Raw genomic sequence first — 6,475 nt, 5'->3', positions numbered from 1 at the left:
CTTGCCCTTGTGGCCGAGCACCGGCTTGAGTTCGGTCGGTTCGCCGATGATGCACAGCATCGGTTTCACTGGCCGTTCTTCAAGCACTTTGAGCAACGAACGCACACCCAGGCAACCGACTTCCTCGTCATAGGACAGGGCGATGTGCACCGGCATCCGCAACGGCGCCGCGACCAACGCCGGCACCAGCGCCAGTACGCAGGCGATATAGCCCTTCATGTCGGCGGTGCCGCGGCCGAACAGCTTGCCGTCGCGTTCGGTCAGCTCGAACGGCGGTACGGTCCAGGGCTGGCCGTCCACCGGCACCACATCGGTGTGCCCCGACAGCACGATCCCCGGCAACTCAACCGGGCCGACGCTGGCAAACAGGTTAGCCTTGCTGCGCTCTTCGTTGTAGACCAACTCGCTGGATACCCCGAAACCGGCCAGGTAATCGCGTACAAACTCGATCAGGTGCAGGTTGGATTCGCGGCTGGTGGTATCGAACCCCACCAGCGTCTGCAGCAGTTCGCGGCTGGTGCTCATCGTTCGTCTCCGGCCACGCCGTAGCCGGGGGAACGGTCCGGGGCGAGGGCGCGGTCGATGTAGTCCTGCACTTGCGAGCGATAGGCATCCCAGAGCTTTTGCAGTTCAAGGATCGGCTGTTCGTCAGCCCAATCCACGCGCAGGTTGATGATCGGCCAAGTCAGTTCGCCCACCACCACCAGCGCGGCGGAGTGCACCGGGCCGGCTTCGCCACCGGCGGCGATGGCGGCGTGCATCGCCGCCAGCAGGCGATCGGCCAACTGGCCTTCGCCTTGCTCAAAGGCCGTGACCATCGCTTCGATCACTGCGCGGTCGGCGAGCATGTTGCCCGCCGCCACACACTGTTCGCCCGACACGGCGTTATGGGTGCCGAGGGTTTCGCTGCCGCTGAAATGCACGCTGCGGCCCAGGTGATCAATCGCCGTCAGTTGGCGGTACTGGCTGTAGCCGTTGCGCGTCAGGGCCTTGTCGATCGCGTCGGCAGGGGCGAGGCCTTGTTCCAGCAGGTCCAGCACGTCCGGGCCCAGGGCCGGGAGTGTGATGTTCTGGGTCGACACCGCGCCCACACCGGGCCGCAGCCATGGGCAACGGGCACCCACGGCAATGCTCGATGAGCTGATGGCAATGCCCAGTTGGCCGGTTTCGGCGCAACGGCCGACGATTGAAAAAGTCATGTACGGCTCCTTACTCGGGAATAACGGCGATCACATCGATTTCCATCAGCCACTGTGGCTGACCGAGGGCCGACACCACCAGCCCGGTGGAAATCGGGAACACGCCCTTTAGCCATTTGCCGACTTCCTGGTACACGGGTTCGCGGTAGCGCGGGTCGATCAGGTAGGTGGTGGTCTTGACGATGTGCGACAGGTCGCTGCCGGCCTCTTCCAGCAGCTGCTTGACGTTTTTCATGGCTTGCTCGGCTTGGGCGCGCGGATCGCCAAGGCCGATCAGATTGCCCTCGAAATCCGTGCCCACCTGGCCGCGCACGTACACGGTGTTGCCGGCGCGCACGGCCTGGCACAGGTCGTTGTCCAGGCTCTGGTTAGGGTAGGTTTCCTTGGTGTTGAACATGCGGATGCGAGTGTGAGTAGGCATCAGAAAAACTCCGGCAATAAAGGGATCAGGCACTGACAGGCGAGGGACGAACCGCCGGGGCGGCTTCGTGGTATTCAAGGTATTGACGCTGGATCGCGATGTGGTCGGCCACATACTTGGCGTCATGCCAGACGCCCCAGATAAACGACGAACCCCGGCGCGATTGCCACGGCAAGCCGAGGAAGTAGATCCCGGCTTCACTGGACACGCCACGCTGGTGCTGGGGCTTGCCGGCTTCGTCGAAGGCGGCGACCTTCAACCAGCTGTAGTCCACGGCAAACCCGGTGGCCCAGATGATCGAGGTGACGCCGGCCTGGGCCAGGTCCAGTTCCAGGATCGGATTTTTGATGCAGTCCGCATCGGGGAACACACGACGGGCCTCGGGCTCCAGCGGCAGGTCAACGCCGTTGCGCTCGATATAGGCGTCGGCCGCATCCAACAGGGTCAGGTAGTTTTCATCGCCGCGCGCCAGGTTTTCCACCAGGTTTGGTTGGAAGCGGGCGACGCTGCCATCGAACGCTTGCGTGAGGCCGACCAAGGTCATGCCTTGCTGGGCCAGCTCACGGAAGTCGATGGTCTTGCCGCCGTGTGCACCGCTGACTGCGATGGTCACGTGCTCGCGGCCGGGTTTCATGGCCGCCTGGTCCCACTCGCCCAGCACCCCCAGCCACCAGCAGAAGTCGCGGTTGCGATAGGCGCGAGGCGGGCGATCATGGGCGCCGACCGAGAGGTACACCTGGCGCCCGGCGCGCTGCAATTCATCGGCGATCTGCACGCCAGAGGAGCCCGCGCCCACCACCAGCACGGCGCCGGCCGGCAGTTGTGCGGGGTTGCGGTAGTCGGCGGAGTGGATCTGGTGCAACGCAGTGCCTTTCGGCGCGATGGCCGGAATCACCGGTTTCTGGAACGGCCCGGTGGCAGCAACCACACGGTTGGCCTCGATCACGCCTTCGCTGGTCTGCACGGTAAAGCCTGGGCGACCGACATTACGCACCACAGACAGCACCTCCACGCCGGTACGGATCGGCGCGTTGAACTTGCGGGCATAGGCTTCGAAGTAATCCGCCACACGCTCTTTCGGCGCAAACCCATCCGCAGCGACCGTGTCGAATTCCAACCCCGGAAAGCGGTCATGCCAGGCCGGCCCATTGGCCACCAGCGAATCCCAACGCCCGGTGCGCCAGCGCTCGGCAATACGGCTGCGTTCCAGCACCAGGTGAGGCACACCTTGCTTGCTCAAATGCTCACTCATGGCCACGCCAGCTTGGCCGGCGCCCACCACCAGCGTGTCTGTTTTTGTTATTGCTTCAGTCATGTCTCTGTCCTTGCGTAATGCAGTTGGATTCAGCGTTTGCATGACTTCAAGGCTAGGGGGAGGGGGGCTATAAATAAAATATTATTAAGCTGGGAAGTGAGCATAAATATCGGATGCAGAGCGCTGGGGCGCGTCACAAAAGTGTGCCAATCTGATCGGCCCTTCACCTCAGGCACAGCCCATGTTCAACCTTCGTGTGATGACCCCAGCCGACTACGACGCCGTCCTCGCGCTCATGCAAAATACCCCCGGCATCTCCCTGCGCAACGCCGACTCCCGCGAGGCTACCGAGCGCTACCTGGCACGCAACCCTGGCTTGAGTTTTGTCGCTGAAGCCGCAGGACGACTGATCGCTTGTGTGATGTGCGGCCATGACGGGCGTCGCGGCTATCTGCAACATGCGTTGGTGCTGCCGGAGTATCGTCGCCAAGGTATCGCACAGGCCCTGACGCAACGCTGCCTCGACGCGCTGGCGCAACTGGGCATCCACAAATGCCACCTCGATGTGTTCAAGACCAACATCAGCGCCGCTGATTATTGGCAAGGCCAAGGCTGGAAGCTGCGCACCGACATTGACCGCTATTCCTTCACCCGCGCCGGTAATGAGAACGCCTAGAACTCCCCGGAATACTTCACCGCCGCCGCCGCACGCGACGGTACATCCAGCGTGCGCAGCAGCGACGACACATGGATACGCACGGTAAACGGCGAGATATCCAGGGCCTTGGCGATTTCCTTGTTGGTCTTACCCTGGGCGATCAGGCGCAGCACGTCCTGCTGGCGGGCGGTGAGGGTGTGGGTGTCCAGCGGCAGCAGGCCGGAGGGGGCGAACTTGACCAGTACTTCGCCTTCGCGGATGGCCAGCAGCGCCTGGCCGATCTCGTCGGGGGCAATGTTCTTGCCGATGAAGCCGTCTGCGCCCAGGGCCATTACCTGATCGATCAACGCCGGGTCATCCACCATCGACACCACGATCAACGTGGTGCGCCGCAGTTGCTGGCGCAGGTCGACCAGTTGGCTCATGCAGGTCAGGCCGGGGAAGCGCAGGTCGAGGATCAGGGTGTCGACCTCGCCGCCTTCGCGGATCAGCGCGAGTACCCCGTCCAGGTCGCCCGCTTCCTGCACCACGGCGTCCGGCAGCAAGCGCTGTACGGTGCGCAGCATGGCTTCGCGAAACATTGGATGGTCGTCGGCGATGATGATGCGACCGGTCATGTGGGTGCTCCTTCCTGGGGCAAGGCTGTGCGGTTGCATGCTACCTTACCACCACGTCCGAGGCCTGCCTGTGACGCAAGTTGGATTTGTTGATTGCCCCACAAGGACGTAACCCCATGAGTCTTGAGACCAACTCCGAACTCGACCAGGCCAACCTGCGCATTGTGGTTGCCTCCATCGCTATCGTTTACATCAGCGTGTTGGGCTTTCTGCCGGGACAGTCGGTGGACACTTACCTGCCGGTGATCCTGTATATCTTCCTGTTCCTGCTGGCCTCCATTGTGTTGCGCCAAGTTATCGCCCGATGGCCCGGACACTACCCGGCGCGGCGGATTTTCGGGATGCTTCACGACTACACCGGCACCTCGTTCGGCATGGTAGTCGGTGGCGAAGCAGCACTGCCGTTGTATGCGGTGATGGTGTGGGTCAACCTCGGCAATGGCATGCGCTACGGCTCGCGATACCTGGCGATTGCCACGGCGTTGGCGTTGCTCGCGCTGTTGATCGTGTACCGCCTCACGCCGGTGTGGCAGGCGCAACCTTTCATGGTGTTGATGCTGATGATCACCAGCACGGTGATCCCGGTGTACGCGCATATCCTGCTGGAGCGCACGCGCAAGGCGTCCGAGCAAGCCATCGCCGCCAATCTTGAAAAGTCCCGTTTCCTCGCCCAGGCCAGCCACGATCTGCGCCAGCCGATCCACTCCATCGGCCTGTTCACCGCGTGCCTGCGCGAAGCGCGCCTGGGCGATGAAGAGCGGCGGCTGGTGGACAACATCGACCGGTCGCTGCTGAACGTGTCGCAACTGTTCCGCTCGATTCTCGACCTCTACACCCTCGATAACGGCCGTCTGCTGCCCAAATACCAGGCGGTGCACCTGGGCGAGTTCCTTGCCGACCTGGTGCGGCAGAACGCCGAGGCCGCACGTTGGGCGGGCGTGGAACTGCGCCTGCGGCCGTGTGCGCACTGGGTGTTGGTTGACCCGGCGCTGTTGGCGACCATGGTGCAGAACGTGCTGTCCAATTGCTTTAAGTATGGCGCGCAGCGTCCGGTGCTGATCGGCGTGCGCATCCGCGACGGCGGCTTGGCGGTGGAGATTCATGACCGGGGGCGGGGGATTGCCGAGGAGCATCTGTCAAAGGTCTTCGAGGAGTTTTATCGGGTACGCCACCTGCGTGACAAAGACGTCGAAGGCGTGGGCCTCGGGCTGTCCATCGTCAAGCGCCTGGGGCAGTTGATGGGCGTGCACGTGAGCCTGCGCTCACGGGTGGGCCGTGGCACTTCCGTGAGCCTGTATGGCCTCACCCTGGCCACCGCGCCGCGTGCAGCAGCACCGCGCGACGACACGCGCCAGGCCGGGTTGCTCACCGGTTTGAAGGTGTGCCTGGTCGAAGATGACCACAACGTGCTGCTCGCCACCCAGGCGCTGCTGGAGCGCTGGGGGTGCGAGGTGCAGGCGGAGTCTTCGGGGCGTGATCTGGTCAGTGACTGCGACATCATCGTCGCCGACTACGACCTGGGTAACCACGCCACCGGCATCGAATGCATCGACGCCCTGCGCGAACAACGCGGCTGGGCGGTCCCGGCGCTGATCCTCACCGGGCACGATGTGGAGAAAATCCAGGCCGCGTTGCACGACCGTCAGATCGCCATTCTCTCCAAGCCTGTGCGCCCCGCGGAACTGCGCGGTGTTCTGCGGGAACTGAGTCAGGAGGCGGTTACTGGGTAAAGCCCTGGAGTGGGTTGCCGCGTGCACCTTTGGGCTGGCAGTAGGCGGCAGGTTTCATCATGCCGAAGCTGGCCACGGCAAACATGCCGCCGCTGGCACCGCTGGGCACCGAGCAGTTGTACTCGCCGGATGCCGCGCTGGCCACGTAGTAGGTGGTCATCGAGTCGCTGCGCACGTTGGAGATACGCTTGACCGGCTCGCCCAGGTTGGTTTCCGACAGCGTCTTGAGATGGTCTTCAGTAGGCTTGATGTTGCTGCAGCCGGCCACGCCAATGATCAAGGCGCCCAGCAGGGTGAGACGGGTAACGGAGGATTGCAGTTTCATGGTGCTTCTTCCTTGGGGTTGTTATGGTTTTTCCAGCGCACAACGCGCCCACGCGCAAGGGATGCACGGTGCCGGGAGAGCGTTGGAAGTGCCGGGGAATATAGCGCCGCAAGGGAGAAGGGTCGATTAGCACAAGTGTGCTAATGGCACACTGAGGTCATTGTAGTGAGCGGGCTTGTCCCGCGCTGGGTGGCGAAGCCGCCCTAAACTCAGGAGACTCGGTCTGTCTGAAACACCGCGGTGCCTGGGTTTAGGGCGGCTTCGCCACCC

The 6,475-nt window shown here is 63.2% G+C and carries 8 protein-coding genes; 2 read left to right on the top strand and 6 right to left on the bottom strand.

Translation table 11 applies throughout. The features are described from left to right. From HX812_RS29875 to HX812_RS29860, 4 genes are all read right to left on the bottom strand, one after another. The coding region (locus HX812_RS29875) for a M20/M25/M40 family metallo-hydrolase (protein ID WP_178949145.1) at window positions 1-525 on the bottom strand (525 nt) is incomplete at its 3' end. Continuing rightward, window positions 522-1,199, bottom strand: a complete 678-nt coding sequence (locus HX812_RS29870; RefSeq protein ID WP_038851563.1) for a DUF1028 domain-containing protein — start codon at window positions 1,197-1,199, stop codon at window positions 522-524. The genes HX812_RS29875 and HX812_RS29870, both read right to left, overlap by 4 nt. A 10-nt stretch (window positions 1,200-1,209) precedes the next feature. Beyond that, window positions 1,210-1,620, bottom strand: a complete 411-nt coding sequence (locus tag HX812_RS29865; RefSeq protein ID WP_016969085.1) for a RidA family protein — start codon at window positions 1,618-1,620, stop codon at window positions 1,210-1,212. 25 nt (window positions 1,621-1,645) lie between these two features. Then, on the bottom strand, window positions 1,646-2,977 hold the full coding sequence (locus HX812_RS29860; RefSeq protein WP_371318381.1) for a flavin-containing monooxygenase: 1,332 nt from the start codon (window positions 2,975-2,977) through the stop codon (window positions 1,646-1,648). 139 nt (window positions 2,978-3,116) lie between these two features. Here HX812_RS29860 and HX812_RS29855 point away from each other — a divergent pair, with 139 nt between their 5' ends. After that, complete coding sequence (locus HX812_RS29855; RefSeq protein ID WP_038851566.1) at window positions 3,117-3,551, top strand: GNAT family N-acetyltransferase; 435 nt, start codon at window positions 3,117-3,119, stop codon at window positions 3,549-3,551. Here HX812_RS29855 and HX812_RS29850 read toward each other — a convergent pair. Continuing rightward, window positions 3,548-4,150 (bottom strand): response regulator transcription factor, encoded by a 603-nt coding sequence (locus HX812_RS29850; RefSeq protein ID WP_038851568.1) that lies wholly within the window; start codon window positions 4,148-4,150, stop codon window positions 3,548-3,550. The two genes, HX812_RS29855 and HX812_RS29850, sit on opposite strands and share 4 nt — an antisense overlap. A 116-nt stretch (window positions 4,151-4,266) precedes the next feature. Between HX812_RS29850 and HX812_RS29845 the strand changes: the two genes are divergently transcribed. After that, window positions 4,267-5,880 (top strand): hybrid sensor histidine kinase/response regulator, encoded by a 1,614-nt coding sequence (locus HX812_RS29845; RefSeq protein ID WP_038851569.1) that lies wholly within the window; start codon window positions 4,267-4,269, stop codon window positions 5,878-5,880. Here HX812_RS29845 and HX812_RS29840 read toward each other — a convergent pair. Beyond that, window positions 5,870-6,205, bottom strand: a complete 336-nt coding sequence (locus tag HX812_RS29840; protein WP_033896666.1) for a hypothetical protein — start codon at window positions 6,203-6,205, stop codon at window positions 5,870-5,872. The genes HX812_RS29845 and HX812_RS29840 overlap by 11 nt on opposite strands. Window positions 6,206-6,475: the final 270 nt, after the last annotated feature.

It is taken from the genome of Pseudomonas sp. IPO3749 (genome assembly GCF_013386605.1).
Lineage (GTDB): Bacteria > Pseudomonadota > Gammaproteobacteria > Pseudomonadales > Pseudomonadaceae > Aquipseudomonas > Aquipseudomonas azotoformans_A.
Note: the sequence above shows the minus strand (reverse complement) of the source record. Positions and strands in the feature narration are given on the sequence as shown.